The 17,584-nt window shown below is 72.6% G+C and carries 16 protein-coding genes; 7 read left to right on the plus strand and 9 right to left on the minus strand.

All coding sequences use genetic code 11. The annotated features are described in order from the left end of the window. Positions 1-136: 136 nt before the first annotated feature. Together ACWEFL_RS35205 and ACWEFL_RS35210 are read right to left on the minus strand one after the other, a co-directional pair. Positions 137-850: a DUF305 domain-containing protein gene (locus tag ACWEFL_RS35205; protein ID WP_451721010.1), complete on the minus strand. Its 714-nt coding sequence runs from the start codon at positions 848-850 to the stop codon at positions 137-139. A 101-nt stretch (positions 851-951) separates the two neighbouring features. Then, on the minus strand, positions 952-1,494 hold the full coding sequence (locus tag ACWEFL_RS35210) for a hypothetical protein (protein ID WP_451721012.1): 543 nt from the start codon (positions 1,492-1,494) through the stop codon (positions 952-954). Positions 1,495-1,597: 103 nt separating this feature from the next. Here ACWEFL_RS35210 and ACWEFL_RS35215 point away from each other — a divergent pair, with 103 nt between their 5' ends. From ACWEFL_RS35215 to ACWEFL_RS35225, 3 genes are read left to right on the plus strand one after another with little or no spacing between them, the layout of a single operon-like run. After that, positions 1,598-2,179, plus strand: coding sequence for a hypothetical protein (locus tag ACWEFL_RS35215; RefSeq protein ID WP_451721014.1), 582 nt, complete (start codon positions 1,598-1,600; stop codon positions 2,177-2,179). Between the two features lie 38 nt (positions 2,180-2,217). Beyond that, positions 2,218-2,586, plus strand: coding sequence for a BlaI/MecI/CopY family transcriptional regulator (locus ACWEFL_RS35220; protein WP_451721016.1), 369 nt, complete (start codon positions 2,218-2,220; stop codon positions 2,584-2,586). Then, on the plus strand, positions 2,583-3,494 hold the full coding sequence (locus ACWEFL_RS35225) for a M56 family metallopeptidase (RefSeq protein ID WP_451721018.1): 912 nt from the start codon (positions 2,583-2,585) through the stop codon (positions 3,492-3,494). The genes ACWEFL_RS35220 and ACWEFL_RS35225 overlap by 4 nt, the downstream gene beginning before the upstream one ends. A 499-nt stretch (positions 3,495-3,993) precedes the next feature. Here the strand turns inward: ACWEFL_RS35225 and ACWEFL_RS35230 are convergent, their stop codons facing one another. Further along, positions 3,994-5,148 carry a lipid II:glycine glycyltransferase FemX gene (locus tag ACWEFL_RS35230; protein WP_451721040.1) on the minus strand — a complete coding sequence of 385 codons (1,155 nt, stop codon included), beginning with the start codon at positions 5,146-5,148 and terminating at the stop codon, positions 3,994-3,996. A gap of 389 nt (positions 5,149-5,537) precedes the next feature. Between ACWEFL_RS35230 and murJ the strand changes: the two genes are divergently transcribed. From murJ to ACWEFL_RS35245, 3 genes are all read left to right on the plus strand, one after another. Beyond that, entirely contained in the window at positions 5,538-7,193 is a 1,656-nt protein-coding gene (murJ, locus tag ACWEFL_RS35235; protein WP_451721020.1) for a murein biosynthesis integral membrane protein MurJ, read from the plus strand. 5 nt (positions 7,194-7,198) lie between these two features. Further along, entirely contained in the window at positions 7,199-7,966 is a 768-nt protein-coding gene (locus tag ACWEFL_RS35240) for a SigE family RNA polymerase sigma factor (RefSeq protein ID WP_451721022.1), read from the plus strand. Between the two features lie 141 nt (positions 7,967-8,107). Then, entirely contained in the window at positions 8,108-9,349 is a 1,242-nt protein-coding gene (locus ACWEFL_RS35245; protein WP_451721024.1) for a L,D-transpeptidase, read from the plus strand. 310 nt (positions 9,350-9,659) lie between these two features. Here the strand turns inward: ACWEFL_RS35245 and ACWEFL_RS35250 are convergent, their stop codons facing one another. Continuing rightward, on the minus strand, positions 9,660-10,343 hold the full coding sequence (locus tag ACWEFL_RS35250) for an HAD family hydrolase (protein WP_451721026.1): 684 nt from the start codon (positions 10,341-10,343) through the stop codon (positions 9,660-9,662). 434 nt (positions 10,344-10,777) lie between these two features. Between ACWEFL_RS35250 and ACWEFL_RS35255 the strand changes: the two genes are divergently transcribed. Further along, entirely contained in the window at positions 10,778-11,827 is a 1,050-nt protein-coding gene (locus ACWEFL_RS35255) for a lactonase family protein (protein WP_451721028.1), read from the plus strand. Positions 11,828-11,979: 152 nt separating this feature from the next. Here the strand turns inward: ACWEFL_RS35255 and ACWEFL_RS35260 are convergent, their stop codons facing one another. The 5 genes from ACWEFL_RS35260 to ACWEFL_RS35280 all read right to left on the minus strand — a co-directional run bounded on the left by ACWEFL_RS35260 (position 11,980) and on the right by ACWEFL_RS35280 (position 17,295). Continuing rightward, positions 11,980-12,918, minus strand: coding sequence for a sirohydrochlorin chelatase (locus tag ACWEFL_RS35260; RefSeq protein WP_451721030.1), 939 nt, complete (start codon positions 12,916-12,918; stop codon positions 11,980-11,982). 97 nt (positions 12,919-13,015) lie between these two features. Continuing rightward, positions 13,016-14,227, minus strand: coding sequence for an N-acetylglucosamine kinase (locus ACWEFL_RS35265; RefSeq protein ID WP_451721032.1), 1,212 nt, complete (start codon positions 14,225-14,227; stop codon positions 13,016-13,018). Further along, positions 14,224-14,901 (minus strand): uracil-DNA glycosylase, encoded by a 678-nt coding sequence (locus ACWEFL_RS35270; protein WP_451721034.1) that lies wholly within the window; start codon positions 14,899-14,901, stop codon positions 14,224-14,226. Before ACWEFL_RS35270 ends, ACWEFL_RS35265 begins: the two co-directional genes overlap by 4 nt. A 117-nt stretch (positions 14,902-15,018) precedes the next feature. Further along, the gene (locus ACWEFL_RS35275; protein WP_451721036.1) at positions 15,019-16,377 is read right to left on the minus strand and encodes an FAD-dependent oxidoreductase; all 1,359 of its coding nucleotides are present in this window, start codon (positions 16,375-16,377) and stop codon (positions 15,019-15,021) included. A 231-nt stretch (positions 16,378-16,608) separates the two neighbouring features. Further along, complete coding sequence (locus ACWEFL_RS35280; protein ID WP_451721038.1) at positions 16,609-17,295, minus strand: DUF305 domain-containing protein; 687 nt, start codon at positions 17,293-17,295, stop codon at positions 16,609-16,611. Positions 17,296-17,584 lie beyond the last annotated feature (289 nt).

Genomic DNA, 17,584 nt, shown 5'->3' on the forward strand with positions numbered 1-17,584 from the left:
TCGGTGGTGAACTCGGTCTGCTGGTAGAGGGTCGGCTGCTGGACCTCGGTGACCTCGACGTTGACCGGCCGTGCCACGCTGAACGGCGTCGCCCATCGGGATTCCCGGGACCGCGGCGGCCGGCTTCACGGCCGGCTCAGAGCCGACCGAGGATCTCGTTGAACTGGTCGACCTCGGTCTGCTGATTCTCGACCACGTCGTCGGCGAGCTGCTTCGCCGTGGCGTTCCTGCCGTTCTTCCGCTCGTCCTCGGCCATGGCGATCGCGCCCTTGTGGTGTTCGACCATCAGCCGGGCGAATTGCTTGTCGAAGTCCGTGCCCTTGGCCGCCTTCAGCGCCGCCATGTCCTTCTCGGACATCATTCCGGACATGCCGGGCATGTCGGCGCCGTCGGACGAGCCCGAGCCATGGTCCATGCCGGGCATGCTGTCGGCCGACTCGGGTTTGCCCCATGCCTTGAGCCAGGACTTCATCTTCTGGATCTCGGGATCCTGGGCCTTGGCGATCTGCTCGGCGAGCTTCTTGATCTCGGGGTCCTGGGCGCGGCCCTCCGCCAGCTCGGACATCTCCAGGGCCTGCTCGTGATGCGGGATCATCATCTGCGCGAACATCACGTCCGCGTCGTTGAACGCCCCCGGCGCCGGATTGTCGCCCGCCGGTGCGGCGGCGGCCGACGAGCTCTTGTCTCCGTGGTCCATGCCGCTCATGTCGTCGCCGCCGCAGGCGGCGAGCACCAGCCCCGCCGCGGCGACGGCGGCGGCGATGGCGGTACGGCGGGCCCACGGGCGACGCGGGGTGTTCTCGGCGGCCTCGGCCGTCCCGGCGGCGGTGGCGCGCTTGATGGCTGTCATGTCGAAACCTCGTGCTGTCTGTTCAGCGAAGTGCACTGCGAATGGATGGACGGCGAACGGGTGTCGCGGGCACGCCGAAGGGGCCCGCGGCGGTGTTCGGCCTATATCCGCAGAATCGACAGCCGGATGAGATCGGGTCCGCGCGGTGGCGGGTTGGGTCGCAGGGCGGCCAGGGCGCCCGCCCGAAGGAGCACCAGCCACTCCGTGCGGCGGCCGAGCGCCGACCGGAGCAGCCGGGCGAGGATCCAGGCGCCGAGCACGGCCACGCAGAGGGAGACCATGTCCATCGCCATGCCGGAGGCGGGAGAGGCCGGCATGTCATGTTCCGCCGACGCCTCGCGGCCCGTGGCCACAACGCCGTCCGCCGCCCGGACGTCACCTCCGGCCGCCGCCCGGCCGGCGGCCGGTGGGGTCATGGACGGCGATGAGGCGGCGGACGCCTCCGGTGAGGCCGTCCCCGTGCCCATGGCGGACGCGTGCGCCGGGGCTGCCGGGGCCGTATCGGAGGCGCTGCCCGGATGGGCCGTACCGGAGCCGCTGTCGGGGTGGCCCACCGTGTGCATCGCGAAGACGCCTAGCGCGAGCACGACGAACAGCAGATGCCACCAGGCACCTACAGCTCGGATCCTCCGGCTCGCACTCACAGCTTCGACCTCCGGGCCCGACGATACAGAAGGGCTCCGCCCCCCTGCGCTCCCCTCCCGATATCTACTAATCTTCTTGGCAATGACGGAAGGAGTGGATGCAGTGGGCATACGGACATGGGGGCCGCGGCAGTGGGTGACGGCCGCGGCCGTCACCCTCCTCGCGGCGATCGCGATCGGGGTGCCGACAGGCGTCGTGCCCTCCTCCCTCTACACGCGGATGACGCCCGTGCTCTGGTGGAACTACCCGGTGTGGGCGGCCACCTCCGTCCTCATGGGCCTGCTCGGCGCCACCTACGCGGGTGGGCCGCGGACGCGGAGAGCGGGGAAGCCGCGCAGCACGCGGGCGCTCGCCGCCGGGATCCTCTCGGTCTTCGCCGTCGGCTGCCCGGTCTGCAACAAACTGGTCGTCCTCGCACTCGGCATGAGCGGGGCGATGTCGTACTGGGCCCCGGCGCAGCCCGTCCTCGCGCTGGTCTCCCTCGGGCTGCTCGCCCACGCGCTCGTACGGAGACTCCGTACCGCGGACGCCTGCCCGGCGCCGTCCGCCCCGTTCCCCGCGGCCTTGCGGACGGACGGCGCGGAAGAGGACCGCGCGGACGCGGCGGGGGAGTCGAAGGCGGCCGCGCCGCCGCCGGGCGCGCCCACGGCCGGCGGCCCGACGACTACGATGAGCAGCCACTGAAGTCGAGAACGTCGGGAACGGAGACGAAGGGAGCGGGCGTGCGGCAGCTGGGTGAACTGGAGGCGGAGATCATGGACCGCCTCTGGAGCTGGGGGCGTCCCGCCACGGCTCGCGAAGTGCGCGACGATCTCAACAAGAAGCGCCCGATCGCCTACAGCACGGTGAAGACGGTCGCCGACATCCTCTACAACAAGGGCATGCTCGCCCGCGAGAAGGACGGCCGGGCCTGGCTCTACCGGGCCACCTGCACCCGCCAGCAGTACACCGCGGCCAGGATGCAGGACGCCCTGGAGGACAATCCGGACCCGGCCGGAGTGCTGCTGAGCTTCGTGGAGCAGATCTCGGCCGAGGAGGTCCAGGCGCTGCGCTCCGCGCTGCGCGCCGCCAAGCGGCGGAGCGGCTCGTGATCACCGCCGTCGCGCTCGCCGGGTACGCTGTGCTGGTGGGGGTGGCCGTCCCGTACGTTCTGGCACGGGCGCGCTGGGCCCACCGGGCCCCCACGGTCGCCGTCCTGGCCTGGCAGGGCCTCACGCTGACCTTCGTCGTGGCCACGGCCCTCGCCGTCTACCACGTCGTCCTGGCGGAGCAGCATGTCCACGACGGGCTCGTCGGGCTGCTCAGCGCCTGCGGCCTCGCCGCGGACGCGCCGCCCGGAGACTCCCCGCCGACGCTGACCGACGTGGGCCTGCTGCTGGCCCCGATCACCGTCGTCCTGCTTCCGGTCGGCTGGCTGGCCCGGACGGCGTGGCAGGCCCGCGCGGAGCGGCGGCGGCACGTCGAACTCCTCACCATGATCGGTACCGAGGCGTCGGAGTACGGAGCCACGGTGGTGGACCACGAAGCCCCCGCCGTGTACTGCCTGCCGGGCCGCGCCCGCCGCATCGTCGTGACGCGGGGCGCGCTGGAGCTGCTGACGGACGAACAGCTCAGGGCGGCCCTCGAACACGAGAAGGCGCACATCCGGGGCCGCCACCATCTGCTCCAGGTGGCCACCAAGGCGTTCGCGCGCGCCTTTCCCGGTCTACCGCTCGCCCGCCACGCCCGCGAGCAGACCACGCTGCTCCTCGAAATGATCGCCGACGACCGCGCACTGCGGTTCCACTCCCGCGACGCCCTCGCCACCGCTCTGTGCGAGGTCGCGGCCGGGCGTGCCCCACAGGCCGCGCTGGGCGCGGGCGGCCCGGGGGCGCTCATCAGGCTCCGGCGCATCCTGACACCGCAGGGTCGGCCGCACCGGGCGACCTGGCTCGGCGTGATCGTCGCATCCGTGACGGCGCCCTTCCTGCCGCTGCTGGTGGCCTGCGGCCCGGTCTGAGCGCTCCGGCCGGCCACCTGACCACCGGCCTCGCACCGCCAGGCGACCGGCCGCCGGTCTCGTCCGTGCGCGCCTCGTCCGTGCGCGCCTCGTCCGTGTCCGTCTCCGTGCGGGCGTCATCGGCGACGGTCTCTCCCCTCCGCGCCGCTCCGATCCGCACCGCTCGCGCGGGCACGCTGAACCCGGACCGCGCCCCGCCCGTGCCGTAGGCCCCGCGCCCCATTTCACCGATGTCCCGTCGCCCGTGTCCGCCCCGTCGCGTACGAGGCGCTTGCGAGGCGCGTACGAGGCGGGGCTCGGGCGACGGCCGGGAACCCTCCCGCTTCCTTGGAGCCGAGCGCGGGGCACGAACGGCCCGGGAGGGTCCCCGGTGGCGGGGGCGCCACTCGGAATAGTACCGCTAAGCTGCTTAGCGGAATAGCAGTTAGAGAGTCGGGGAGCCCGCCGTCATATGAACGTCACCCAGGAGGCAGGGCAGCGCGCCCGGCCGGTTCCGGCGTCAGCGCCGGGCGAGGTACACGCGCAGAGCGCGGTGCAGCGTACGGTTCACCGTGCCGTGCAGCGGCAGGTCCCACTCGCCCAGGGACTCCGCCACCTCCCCGCCGGTCCCGAGCTTCCAGCGCACCAGCCCGAACGACCGCTCGGACGGATCCAGCGTGTCGGGGACCCCGCGCATGTCGTACACCCGCGCGCCCTGGGCGATGGCGTCCCGCATCATGCGCCACTGCAACGCGTGGCTCGGCCGCACGTCGCGGCGGTGGTCGGCGGAGCCGCCGGTCTGGTACCAGACGCGGGGGCCGACGGTGATCATCGTGTGGGCGGCCAGGACCTCCTGTCCGTACCGGGCCACATAGAGCCGCATACGGCCCGCCTCCTCCTCGTTGAGCATCCGGTACTGGCGCTGGAAGTACTCCAGACCGCGGCCCAGCGCGAAGCCGTCCCGCAGTTCGGTGACCGTCAGGAGCGCGTGGAAGACGGGCAGCAGTCCGGCGTCCGCGATCTCCGCCGACACTCGCGACCTGCTCGCCTTCTTGACGTTGCGCCGCCACTCCTGATTGAACCCGGACCACACGTCGTCCCGGCTCCGGCCGGCCAGCGGCACCTCGAAGGCATGGCGGGGTTGCGCGTCGGCCCCGCAGCGCCGCCACCCGGCCTCCCGCAGCCGTTCGGCGACCGCGGCGCCCAGGGGGTCGACCGTGTCGGGCACCACGTCCCCGATACGGCGGCCCGGCCCGACCGCCTCCTTCAGCGTCGCCGCGCTCCAGCGGCGGAGGCTCAGCGGCGGACCCATCCGCACGGCGAAGGCGCCGGCGTTCGTCAGATGGCTCAGCAGGGCCTCCAGCAACCGGTCGAGATCGGGCGAGGCCCAGTCGATCACCGGGCCTTCGGGCAGATAGGCGAAGGACCGCGGCGCCCCCGGAAAGCGCCGGTAGAGCACCAGCGCGGCACCGGTCTGCCGTCCGGCGGAGTCGAACCAGCCCAGGCGCTCCGAACTCCAGTCCTGTTTCACTCCGGCCCACGAGCTGTGCTGGAGGAAGCTCACCGTGCCGGGTCCTTGGGAGTGACGGCGATCCCGCAGGAAAGCGGCGTGCTGCTCGGGCGACGTCGGCAGGACGTCCACCGTCCGCCGAGGGGTCGGGGCCTGTGTGGTCATGGTCACGCGTACGACCTCCTGAGGGCGGAGGATGCCCCTCCTTCTGGAGGGGGCGGATTCTCCCCGCTCTTCTGGGACACGTCCCGGAGGGCGGCCCGGTGACAGGGGATTTCACCGGGGCACGGCCGAGGCCGGAGCCCTACGGGACGCACCGCCGGGCCGGACGGGCAGGACGGGACGGGCCCCGGCGGCCGGGAGCGCCGGGCCGTGCGTCCCGCCGGACGCGGCCCGGCGGAGAACCGGACGCACCGGACGGGACGCCGACCGGCGCTCCGGCGCGGGTCTCGGCGCACGGCGAGGGCGGAGCGCGCGGAAGCGGGGGGCCGGGCGAGGCGGGCGGGACAGGCCGGGAGGCGGCGGAGAGCCGGGGCGACGGCGGTCGCTTCCGTATGGTCCTCGGCTCGCTCGTCTCCCGGCTCACCGGCTTCCTCCGGGGCGCGGTGGTCGTCGCGGCGCTCGGCACCGGGCTGGTCGGCGACGCCTTCACCGTCGCCAACACCGTCCCCAACATCGTCTACATCCTGCTGATCGGCGGCGCCCTCAACTCCGTCTTCGTACCGGAACTGGTGAGAGCGGCCAAGGAGCACGCCGACGGCGGAGTCGCGTACACCGACAGACTCCTCACCGTGTGCGCCGTCGCGCTGCTCACGATCACGGCCGCCGCCGTCCTCGCCGCGCCCTGGATCGTCACCGCGTACACCGACTACACCGGCGCCCAGCGTGAACTCGTCCTCGCGCTCACCCGGTTCTGTCTGCCGCAGATCCTCTTCTACGGAGTGTTCACCGTGCTCGGACAGGTGCTCAACTCCCGTGACCGCTTCGGGGCGATGATGTGGACCCCGGTCCTCAACAACATCGTCGTCATCGCGGTCTTCGGTCTCTACCTGGCCGTCGCCGCGGACGCGTCGAACGCGTCGGACCTGAGCGACGCGCACGTGCTCCTGCTGGGGCTGGGCAGCACCGCCGGGATCGCCGTTCAGGCCCTGGCCCTGCTTCCCTCGCTGCGCGCGGCCGGATTCCGGTGGCGACCCCGCTTCGGCTGGAGGGGCGCGGGCATCGCCCGCCCGATGCGCGCGGCGGGGTGGACGCTCGCCCTCGTCCTCGTCAACCAGATCGCGTTCTGGGCCGTGACCCGGCTGTCCACGTCCGCCGGTACGGAGGCGAACGCCGAAGGGATCACGGCGGGCGTCGGCTACACCGCGTACACCAACGCCTATCAGCTCTGGGTGGTGCCCCAGGGCGTGATCACCGTCTCGCTGGTCACCGCGCTCCTCCCGGCGATGAGCCGAGCGGCCGTCTCCGGCGACATGGGGAGCATCGCGGCCGATCTCTCCCGCGGGGTACGGGTCTCGGCGGTCGCCATCGTTCCGGCGGCCGTCGTCTTCCTGGTGTTCGCTCCGCAAGTCGTCGGCGTCGCCTATCAGTACGCCCAGGTCGACGAGGCCGACGCGCGGGCGATCGCGCTCGTGCTGGCGGCCTTCGCCCCCGGACTCCCCGCCTTCGCCGCCCAGTACGCGCTGGCCCGAGGCTTCTACGCGCTCTCCGACACCCGCACCCCCTTTCTCATGACGCTGGTGATCGCCGGTCTCAACACCGCCGGCACGGTGGCCGCGTACCGGTATCTGCCCGCGCACCAAGCGGTGGCGGGGATGGCGGGCGGCTACGCCGTCGCCTGCGGGGCGGGGGTGGCCTGCACCGCGTGGGTCCTCCACCGGCGGCTGCGCGCGCTGGATCCCCGGCGGCGGGCGAGAGGACTGCGCGGCAGACGGGTCCTCGTCACCCACTTCACGCTCGTCGTCGCCTGTCTGCCGGGTGCGCTCATCGGGTACGCGGCGGCGGTGTGGTCCACGCGGATGCTGGGGCCGGGACCTCGGGGCGACCTAGCCGGGCTGATCCTCGGTGTCGCCGCTGTCGCGGTGTCCGTCCTCGTCCTGTCCGGGCCGCTGCGCATCACCGAAGTCACCGGGTTCACCAGGCGGTTCTCCCGAGGGTTCGGCCGCCGGTTCGCGGCGAACGGCCGCCACCGGCAGACCACGGGCGGGTGAGGCGGATGACCCGACTGCGAAGGAGAGCCGACCGGAACGCCGCAGGCCCGGACGGGGCCGCGATCGACGCCCGCCGGGCCGAGCCGGTGACGGAACGGGCCGAGAAGGGGGAACAGGCCCGAGCCGAGCCCCGGACAGCACACGCGCCTCGGGCCTCACCTGCTTCGACGGCCGTGCCCGCACCTGCTTCGACGGCCGCCCCCGCGCCCGCGCCTCGGGCCGTATCCGCTTCCGTGGCCGCGGTCGCGGCCGAACGTGCCGCCGCGCGTGAGGAGTTCGACGCCTGCTACGCCGCCCGCGCCAAGCAGTTGACCGCCGCGGTGTACGCCATGACCGGTGATGTGACCGAGGCCGAGGACGCCGTACAGGAGGCGTTCGCCCGTGCCTGGCAGCGCTGGGACCGGCTGACCGCCCATGGCGAGGACCCCACACCGTGGATCCGTACGGTCGCGACGCGGCTCGCCGTCAGCTCCTGGCGCAAATCCCGGAACCGGGTCCGCGCGCACTTCCGCCATGGGCCTCCCGCCGATCTGCCCGGACTGGGGCCCGATCACGTGGCGCTGGTGGACGCCCTGCGCAGACTCCGCCCCGACCAGCGGCGCGCCGTCGTCCTCCACTACGTGCTGGACCTGCCGATCGCGGCCGTGGCCGAACAGACGGGCGCTACGCCGGGCGCCGTGAAGACCCGGCTCCGACGGGCCAGAACCGCGCTCGGCACCCATCTGAGGGAGCGGGAGGAGACCGCCGGCCCCGCCCGTGGACGGGGAGCGTGAACTCCCGGACGTACGGCCGGGCGGATCCGGCGGCGCAGCCCTCCCGGCCTCGGCGCTTCCCCCGTCGCCGGTGGAACTGAGGCGAACTATCGCAACGTCTACTAATGTAATTAACAGATTCTGTTCGACGGAGGGCAGTCCATGAAGCATGTACCGGCACGCCGACGTCTCATCGGAAGACTCGTCGGTCCGCGACCGGCGATCCGCGGTGCGGCGCTCGCCGCGTTGGCGTCGTTGACACTGGCGGCATGCACCGGCGGCGGGAGTTCGCAGAACGTCGGAGGGGAAGGGGACGGCGGCAAGGAGAGCTCCGGGCCCGCGACGATAGCCATCACCCCGGCCTCCGACACCACGGCCGTACCGGTGGACAAGAAGGTGACCGTACGCGCGGACGGAGGCGAGCTGACCTCGGTGAGAGTGACGGCCGACGGACCGGGCGCGCTCAAGGGGGCGTACTCCGCGGACAAGGGCACCTGGACCTCCGCCGCCGGACTGGCCCCCGGTGTGACCTACACGGTGGAGGCCACGGCGGCGGCCTCCGGCGGCGAACCCGTCACCCGGCGCAGCGCGTTCATCACCGTCGAGCCGGTGAAGGCGCGCACATTCGTCGGGGAGTACAACGTCGACAAGGGCTCGACCGTGGGTGTCGCGCTGCCCGTGTCGATCGTCTTCAACAAGCCGATCCACGACAAGGCGGCCGTCGAACGCGGCCTGAAGGTCACCGCGTCCCCCGCCGTGCCGGGCGCGTGGAGCTGGATGAAGGACCGCAACGGCAAGGACCGGGTCGACTACCGCCCCCAGGCGTACTGGCAGCCGGGCACCAAGGTCACCCTGAACATGAATCTCGACGGAGTCGACGCCGGCGGCGGCCTGTTCGGCACCCAGACCCGGAAGATCGACTTCACCATCGGCAGGTCGGTCGTCAGCACGGTCGACGTCGTGAAGAAGACCATCACCGTCTCGGAGAACGGGAAGAAGCTGCGCACGCTGCCGATCTCCGCGGGCAAGAAGGGGTTCGAGACCTGGAACGGCACCATGGTGGTGCTGAGCAAGGTCCCCACCATCCGGATGAACTCGGCGACGGTCGGCATCTTCGGCCCCGAGGCGTACGACCTCGGCGATGTGAAGTGGGATGTCCAGCTCACGCCATCGGGCACGTACGCGCACGCGGCACCCTGGAACGCGGGCAAGTTCGGCCGGGTCAACGGCAGCCACGGCTGCATCGGGATGAGCACCGCGGACGCCAAGTGGTTCTACGACCAGGTCCGCTACGGAGACCCGGTCACCGTCGTCAAGTCCACCGACACCGTCGCGGTGAACAACGGCTACGGCGCGTGGAACGTGGACTGGGCCACGTGGCAGCAGGGCAGCGCCCTGAAGTGACCGCCGGCACCGCGCGCACCGCACCGCGCGCACCCCGTCCGGACTCCGCCCCGCGCGACGGCTGCTCCCGACCGCACGGCCGAACGCGTAGCCGCTTAGCCGATTCGCCGAGAAACGGCGTTCCGGTGCGGCGCGGGCGGGGCGCGGCCACTCCGGAAAGCACGGAGACGCGGCGGCCGGGAGACGGCGGCGGCGGGTGCGGTGCGGCGCTCGGCGGCGCCGCGTTGAGCCGGGGAACCGTCCTGCGGCGGCAGCACGAGTGCGACCCCCCGCCGAGCCGTGAACGCGCCGCCCACGCGAGGCCGCACGGCTACGGCGCGAGCAGCCAGTCGTACGCCGATCGCGCCGTGAACTCCGCCTGGCCGCCCGCGTAGAGCAGTTCGGCCGCCCGGAACGCCGGATCGCCTGCCGTCGCGGCGAGATACGGGATCGCGATGCAGCGCATGCCCGCCGCACGGGCGGCAGCCGCTCCGGGCGGCGCGTCCTCCAGGACCACGCAGTCGGCGGGGGTGGCGTCCAGCCTGCGCGCGGCCTCCAGGAAGACGTCGGGCTCCGGCTTGCCGCGCTCGACCTCCTCCGCGGACACGATCGTGGGGATGAACGCGTCCAGCCCCGTCCCCGCGAGCACCGCCTCGATCGCGGTACGGGACGATCCGGAGGCCACCGCCATCGGCACCCCGGCCGAGCCGAGCAGTTCCACGAACGTCCGCATCTGCGGATACACCTCGGTCGACGCCCGTGCCAGCTCCAGATAGTGCCGGTTCTTGCCCGCCAGCAGTTCCTCCACGGGAGCGTCGATACCGTGCTCCTCCCGCAGGACCGTCAGGGTCTCGCGCGTGCCGATGCCGATGAAGTCGGTGTGGCGCTCCCAGCTGAAGTCCGTCACCCCGTATCCGGCCAGCAGTCTCCGCCCGGCCTCGTAGTAGTTCGGCTCGCTGTCCACCAGCGTGCCGTCGAGATCGAAGATGACCGAAGGGCTGATCGCACGACTCATACGCCCCAGCATGCCAACTCGCGGGAGATCGAGGGGCGGCCCCACCGACACCACCCGCCCGACCGCAGCCCGTACACCCCGCACATCCCGTACACCCCGCACATCCCGCACATCCTGTGCGTCCCTCGGGCTCCTCGCACCCCTCGCACACCCCGTGACACGGTGGCGGGCGCGCCCTGAACAGCCCGCGCCCCCGCCCATCCCCCGAGCCCGGCTCTCTCACCCGTCCGACCTGCGCGATGGCCGACCGCCGACCGCCGGGAAGATGGGGGCTTTCTCACGCGTACGGAGGGTGGAGACGTGCCCCAAGGGGTAACCGAGCCCATGCCCCAAGGGGTAACCACCGCGGGTCCGCTCGGCCGTGTACAGACACTTGGTCTAGACCGCTGCTACCGTCGGCCGGGGCACCAGAAACGATCAGTGGGAGGAAAGCCGTGGGCGACAAGAGCACCGGACGGGCATTCATCGGGTCCTTCACCTCGGCCGGGGGGCGGGGGATCATCGCCGCGGCCGTGGACGGCGAGACCGGTGCGCTGACCGAGACCGGAGCCAGTGACGCGGTCGCGGACCCCTCGTATCTCGCCCTCTCCACAGCCGGCGGCGGCCCGGTCCTCTACGCCGTCTCGGAGACCCCGGAAGGCGCTGTGGCGGCCTTCGACGTCCAGGGGGACTCACCCCGGCCGCTCGGCGCCCGGGTGCCCGTCTGCGGCGCAGGCCCGACGCACCTCGCCGTCTGGGACGGACATCTGCTGACCGCCAACTACGGCTCGGGAAGCGTCAGCGTGCTCCCGGTCGGCGACGGAGGCCGGCCCGACCCCGCCAGCGGAGTGTTCCAGCACGAGGGCGCCGGACCGGACCCGGACCGCCAGCGCGGCCCGCACGCCCACCAGATCGTGCCCGACCCGAGCGGCCGCTGGGTGCTCGGCGTCGACCTCGGCACCGACTCCGTACGCGTCTGCGCGCTCGACCCCGAGGCGGGGGAGCTGAAGCAGCACGGCGAGACCGCGCTGCGCCCCGGCAGCGGCCCGCGGCATCTGGCCTTCCACCCGGCCGGGACCCACGCCTATGTGCTGAACGAGTTGGCGCCGACGCTCACCGTCTGCCGCTGGGACGCCGCGACGGGCGTACTGGAGCCGGTCGGCGAGACTCCGGTCCTGCCGACGGACAGCGAAGGGCCCTCGTATCCGTCGGAGGTGGTCGTCTCGCACGACGGACGCCATCTGTGGGCCGCCAACCGGGGCCACGACAGCATCGCCGTCCTCGCCCTCGACGAGACGCGCGAGCGGGCGGAACTCGTCACCACGGTGCCGTGCGGCGGTCACTGGCCGCGCGATCTGGCGCTGGACCCGACGGGCCGCAGGCTCTACGCCGCCAACGAGCGGTCCGGGGACGTCACATGGTTCGACATCGACCCGGAGACGGGTGTGCCGCGGTGGGCGGGCTCCCTGGACGCCCCCGCGGCCTCCTGCGTCGTCTTCGCCTGAATACGGCTCCCCGGTTCCGTCACGGTTTCACGACGCCCCCCTCGCGAGACGAACGGCCTCGTACCGCTCGGTTCGGCTCGGTGCCGCTCCGTCTGGTCCGACGGGTTCGTCTGGCTTGTCGAGGTTCTGCCGTGCGGAGCCGGGCGCGCCCCTCAGCGAGGGGGCGTCTGCGGTTTGATGCCCAGCTTGGCCGTGTACTGGGACAGCACCAGCTTGCCGATCGCCGGGTAGGAGCCCAGCGGCTCGGCGGCGGCGCAGCCCGCGTCCTTGACCGCCGCCTCCAGCAGCCCCTCCGGCAGCTCGGGGCCGATCAGATACGGGGCGAGGGCCAGCTGCGCCGAACCGGAGCCGCGCAGCTGCTCGGCGATCGCGGCGACCGAGCCCTCCGTGTCGAGCGCGGCGGCCATCACCGGCACCGCGAGGCGGGCCGCGAGCAGCATCCCGGTGATCCCCGCGGCCTGGACGGCCTCGTCGCCGCCGACGGTCGCCAGGATGATGCCGTCGGCGGCGGTGGCGACCGTGAAGAGCCGGGCACGGTCGGCGCGCGCCAGACCGGCCTCGGAGAGCCGTACGTGCACGGCCTCGGCGAGCAGCGGATGCGGGCCGAGGACATCGGTCAGCTCCGCCGCCGAACGGCTGTCCATGACCGCCTGGCGGATGCGCCGCATCAGCACGTTGTCGGGGCCGGCGAGCAGCGGCACCACGACGGCGGCGGGCCCCTCGGGCGCGGTCACCTCACGGCCGGCGGCCTTCGCGATCTCGTACCGCTCGGCCCGCAGGGCGGCGGTGCGGGCGAGGACGCTCTCCAGCGTGGGATACGCGGGGGTGTCGGCGTCGTCGGAGTCGTCCCCGTCGTCCCCGTCGAGATAGCCGATCCCGACATCGAGGCCGGGCAGTTCGGAGCGGGCGATGCTTATGATCTCTTCCGCCAGGCCGCGGGTGGCGGGCGCGGTGGCGCCGGGTACGGCGAGTACCAGGGCGGGTGCGCCCTCGGGCGCCGCCACGGGTTCGGGGCGGCGGTGCCGACCGGACTGTCGGGGTCGTGGCATTCGTACGGGCAGGCCGGGTGCGGGCCCGGTGGGGGAGCTCATGGCGCCGCATGCTACTGGTTTTGTCGCGACGGCTGTTCGGGTAGGGGGTGGCCAGGCGTCATCTGTCCGTATTTATCCGATGGGGTCGGTGCGTCCTTCAACCGGTCCGCTCCGTCGGCACATACAGCAGAGCCGGATCGCGCGGCAGGCGCAACGAGCCGTTCGCGAGTGCGGAAGCGATGAGAAGCGCCCCCGCGAGCGGGTCTCCGGACGCGGGCACCAGCCGCGCGGAGGGCATTCGCAGGGCCAGTTCGGCCCGCAGCGGTACGAGCAGGGGTTCACCGGCCCGGAAGAGACCGCCGGTCAGCGCGATGTCCGGCGCTCCGCCCGCTTCCGGGCCCCCGGCGGACGGCTCCCCGGCGGACGGGCACACGGCGGCGGCCGACTCGGCGATCCGACGCGCCGCGAGGGTGAGGATGCCCGCCGCCACCTCGTCGCCCGCCGCGGCGCAGCGGACGACCTCGGGAGCGAACGAGGCCAGCACGGCGGGCCGGTCCGGCCGCGGATACAGCTTTCCCGGCAGCTCCCGCACCGGGCCGAAAACCGACTCCGCCGCGGCCAGCAGCGCGCCCGAACCGCCGTGACGTCCGTCGTGGGCGCAGAGCGCCGCTTCGAGACCGGCCCGGCCGATCCAGGCTCCGCCGCCGCAGTCGCCCAGCAGGTGACCCCATCCGTCCGCGCGCCGCCAGCCGGACAGATCCGTGCCCACCGCGATCATCCCGGTGCCCGCCGCCACGACGGCTCCCGGGCGCTGGCCGAGCGCGCCCGCGTAAGCGGTGACCGCGTCCGCGGCGAGAGCGAGGTGCCGGACCCCCAGCGACTCGGCCAGCGCGCCGGGGAGTTCGGCACGCAACCGACCGCCCAGCGTCGCCATTCCGGCCGCGCCGATCGCCACGGCCTCGACGGTACGGCCGGGCACACCGTGTTCCTCGGAGCGCCCTTCCGCACGGTCTCCGGCCCGGTCCGCGGCTCGGTCTCCGGCACGGGCCAGCAGGGCGTGCGCCATCGGCACGAGCTGCTCCAGCAGATGGTGTGCGTCGATGCCCCCGGCGCCGGTCCGCACCGGCACCCGCGACTCGGCGGTTCCCAGGGCCCCGACATCCCCGGACTCGGACTCGGGAACGAACCCGGACTCGGACTCGAACCCGGACCCGGAAACGGCGTCCCGCTCCGTGGACCGGCCCCCGGAAGCGGTCGCCCCGCCGGATCCCGGCCGGCCCGCCGACCGGGGCACCTCGGCGAGAGCGACACGCAGCCCGGAGCCTCCCGAGTCCACCCCGAGCACCAGACGTCCGGACCGCGGGGTCACGGCAACCGCCAGTCGACCGGCGACGCCCCCTGACGTTCGAGGAGTTCATTGGCCCGGCTGAACGGGCGGGAACCGAAGAATCCGCGGTCCGCCGACATGGGGGAGGGGTGCGCGGACTCGATCGCCGGCAGATTCCCGAGCAGCGGGCGCAGATTGCGGGCATTGCGCCCCCACAGCACGGAGACCAGCGGCCTGCCCCGCGCGACCAGAGCACGGATGGCCTGCTCCGTCACTTCCTCCCAGCCCTTGCCCTGGTGCGCGTTGGGCTTGCGGGGCGCGGTGGTGAGCGCCCTGTTGAGCAGCAGCACCCCCTGCCGGGCCCAGGGGGTCAGATCCCCGTTGGCCGGTCTCGGATGGCCCAGATCCGTGTGCATCTCCCGGAAGATGTTGTCCAGGCTGGCCGGCACCGGCCGTACATCGGGGGCGACCGAGAAGCTCAGCCCCACCGCGTGTCCCGGTGTCGGGTAGGGATCCTGGCCGACGATCAGGACGCGCACGTCCTCGAACGGCTGCTGAAAGGCCCGCAGCACATGCGGTCCCGCCGGAAGATAGGTGCGTCCCGCGGCGATCTCCGCGCGCAGAAAGTCCCCCATCGCGGCGATTCGCCCGGCCACCGGCTCCAGGGCGTCAGCCCACCCCGGCTCGACGATTTCCTTCAAAGGTCGCGCTGTCACGGGGCGTCACTCTACTGGCCCAGCGGCACCTCTTCCGACGCCTTCACCGCCCGTCTCCGACCGTCTCCGTCCCGGTGTCCGCGGAGGTGGTGCTTCCGGAGGGCGTACGCGTACCGGTCAGGCGCCCGCCGCCCCCAACAGCCCCGCCCAGTCGGGGATCTTCACGGACCGCCGCCCCAGCGAGCGGCCCAGCTCGGCCTCCGCGGCCTCGATGGCCTCCCATCCCGCCCAGCGGACCGGCCGGCACCCCGCTCGGCGCAGCCCGGCCAGCGGGTCGTCGGCCACGACGCGCCGCCCGAGCGCCGGAGCGTCGTCGAGCAGCGAGGCCACCGTCTCCTTCGCGCAGGGCCGATTGGTCCCGATCACCCCCGTCGGACCCCGCTTGATCCACCCCGCCACATACTCACCGGGAGACGGAACGCCGTCCCGCAGCACCCGCCCGGCCGCGTGCGGCACCGTCCCGCGCCCGGCATCGAAGGGCAGTCCGGGCATCGGCACTCCCCGGTAGCCCACCGCCCGCAGTACCAACTGCGCCTCGATGTCCTCGTACGCCCCGGTGCCCCGCACACCCCCGCCGCCGTCCGGGACGGTCCGCTCGAACCGTACGGCCCCGACCCGGCCGTCCCGCTCCAGCAGCTCCACCGGGCGCAGGAAGAAGCGCAGATGGATCCGGCGCGCCCGGTGCTCCCCGTCCGCGGGCGGCCGCTCGGCCCAGGCGCGTACGACATCGAGATTGCGCCGGTTGACGGCGGGCAGCGAGGCAGCGGCGGCCCGGTCTGCGTAGGCGGGGTCCAGTTCGAGGTCTGCGGGGTCGACGACCGCCTCCGCCGACGGCAGCGAGCCCAGCTCCCGCAGTTCCTTGGTGGTGAACTTGGCCTGCGAGGGACCGCGGCGGCCCACCATGTGCACATCGCGTACGGAGCTGAGCGCGAGGGCGGCGAGCGCGCCCACGGGGACATCGGTCGGACGCAGCTCGTCGGCTGCCCGTGCGAGGACGCGGGCCACGTCGACCGCCACATTGCCGACGCCGATCACCACGGCGGACCGCGCCGACAGGGTGAAACCGTCGTCCGCCGCGTCGGGATGCGCGCTGTACCAGGAGACGAAGTCGGTGGCCGAGTGACTGCCGGGCAGTTCCTCGCCGGGGATGCCGAGCCTGCGGTCCTTCGCCGCGCCCACGCAGTACACGACCGCGTGGTACAGCTCCAGCAGCCGCTCGGGGCCCAGACCGTGCGCGCCCACGTCGACATTGCCGATGAAGTCGATCCGCTCGTGCTCCAGCACGGCGCGGAGGTTGTTCTGCAGGGACTTGATCTTCTCGTGGTCGGGAGCGACCCCGTAGCGCACGAGACCGTACGGGCAGGGGAGCCGGTCCAGGACATGGACCCGGACGTCCGGGACCCGGCTCTGCTGGACGAGAGCCTGCGCGGCGTAGACCCCGCTGGGGCCCGATCCGACGACAGCGACACGAAGCACGGACGCGCTCCTTCCCGCAGGGGATTCCAGCATCGCACCGGTATGCGGCGCTGGGGAGACGACCTGCCGGGAGCCTTGCTCCGGTACGGCGTCGCCGATGCCGGGGACGGGCCGTCGTGAACGCGGCGGGGGCGAGCCCACGGCTCGCCCGGGCGGCGGCGAGCCGTGGCCGCCGCCGTCCGGGCGCGTACCGCCGCCGCACCGCGCGGCAGGGCGGCCCCGGCCTCGGGCTCACCTCTTCTGCATCTTCTCCATCCGGCCGATCTCGCTCGTCTGCTGGGAGATCACATCGTTCGCCATCTCCTGGACGAGGATGTTGTTGCCGTCCGAGAGGGCCTCGGCGGCCATGGTGATCGCTCCCTCGTGGTGGGTGATCATCAGCTTGAGGAAGAGTTTGTCGAACGCCTCGCCCTTCGCCGCGCGCAACTGCTTGAGCTGGGCGTCCGTGGCCATTCCCGGCATGGTCATCGAGCCGTGGTCGTGACCGCCGTCCTTTCTCTTGTCGGCGCCGTTGTTCTTGAGCCAGCTCTTCATCGCGTCGATCTCCGGCTGCTGCGCGGCGGCGATGCGTTCGGCCAGCCCCTTGACCTGCTTCGACTCCGCGCGCTCCGGAACGAGCGCGGTCATGGTCATGGCCTGGCCGTGGTGAATGATCATCATTTGCGTGTACGCGAAGTCGGCGTCGTTGGGGGTGTCGTCCGGGACGACCTTCGCGACCTGTTCGGGGGAGAGCGTCTTCGCGACTTCACCCGGTTTGCCCGGAGCCACCACGGATGGTCCCGAAGTCACCTTTTCGGCCTTGGATTTGGCGTCGTCGGATCCCGACTCGCAGCCACCCAGGGCGAGTACGGCGGCGGTGACCATGGCCAAAGTGACCGGTATGCGAACGGCGATCGTCGAGCGACTGCGATTCAACATCGGGACCTCCTGGGGTACTTGGGGTGATTGATGACAGTTACTGAGCGGTTCTCAGCCACATTGACTAAAAACTTTCATGACCATTCTGTTGCCGTCTATTGAAATGCGCATGAGGACGAAGATACTTCCGTGGTGTGTGAAGCCGTTCGACCAGAACGGATCCTAGGGAGGACGCAGTGACCCTGTTGCTCACCACCCGGCGCAGACGCCTGGGCGTGGCCGCGGCCGCGGCCGGACTGTTGGCGACTCTGCTGACGGCCGGTCCCGCCGCCGCCATCCCCGACCCCGG

The sequence above is a fragment of the Streptomyces sp. NPDC004838 genome (genome assembly GCF_053600955.1).